Annotated in this window: 1 protein-coding gene; it reads left to right on the top strand. The window is 41.6% G+C overall.

Annotated features, from left to right (window positions below; translation table 11 throughout):
- The coding region (locus ACFINZ_RS10195; RefSeq protein WP_375701451.1) for an autotransporter outer membrane beta-barrel domain-containing protein at nucleotides 1-888 on the top strand (888 nt) is incomplete at both ends.

Below are 888 nucleotides of genomic sequence, written 5' to 3'. Positions count from 1 at the left end.
TATTTTCGGGGGGAAAAGTCAGGGGAGGAATTTGAGAATAGAGGAAAGCTAGAAGAGGTAAAAAAGCTGCCCAGATTGGAGGCTATTAATTTGAGGCAGACAATGTTTTCTGCTCCAGACAGTGTGGCTCTTTATAGTACCGATAGTACTTATGGTGTTGTTAATTTAATGCAAAGTACCCTTTCAGGGCGTTCATTATTAAGAGCTGAGAGGGGAGCTTTAGTGAAAATTTTAGCCAGTGCCTCTACCCTTGAAGGGGGTGCTCATGTTGATGATCGTTCTACTGCTGAGCTCTATTTGGGTGCTGGTTCGACATGGACTTTAAAGCAAAACCAAGAGAGGGATTCACGTGAATCTGCTGGTACGAATGATTCATCTATTTCTTTTCTGCTCCTTATGAACGATAGTTCTATTAAGTTTCACAAACTGAAAACTGATAAGGATTATAATTATCAAACGCTGCACATTGGAAATGGGACAGGTACCGTTTATAAAGCGCAAGATGGTGCGTATATTTACCTTAACACATATCTGAATGAGGGGGGAGACCATGAAAAGCAAAAGACTGATCGTGTTTTGATACATGGTGATGTTTCTGGAAAAACGACAGTTTATGTGCGCAGTATACCAGGAAGTCCAGGAGGATACACGGGCATTGGTGGAAATAACCAAGGGATTTCACTCATTCAAGTTTCTGGAACGGCAGGAAAAGATTCTTTTCAGTTAGATGGCGGTTACGTTACGGTAGGGCATTCACCTTATCAGTATACGCTCTATGCTTATGGGCCAGAATCTGATTTAGGGAAGGCACATCCTAGTCAAAGATTGGTTGAAGGTAGCGGAAAATTTTGGGATTTTCGTCTCGAAAATAGATATGTTACTCCTGAG

The sequence above is a fragment of the Bartonella sp. AA81SXKL genome (assembly GCF_042196945.1).
Taxonomy (GTDB): domain Bacteria; phylum Pseudomonadota; class Alphaproteobacteria; order Rhizobiales; family Rhizobiaceae; genus Bartonella.
Note: the sequence above shows the minus strand (reverse complement) of the source record. Positions and strands in the feature narration are given on the sequence as shown.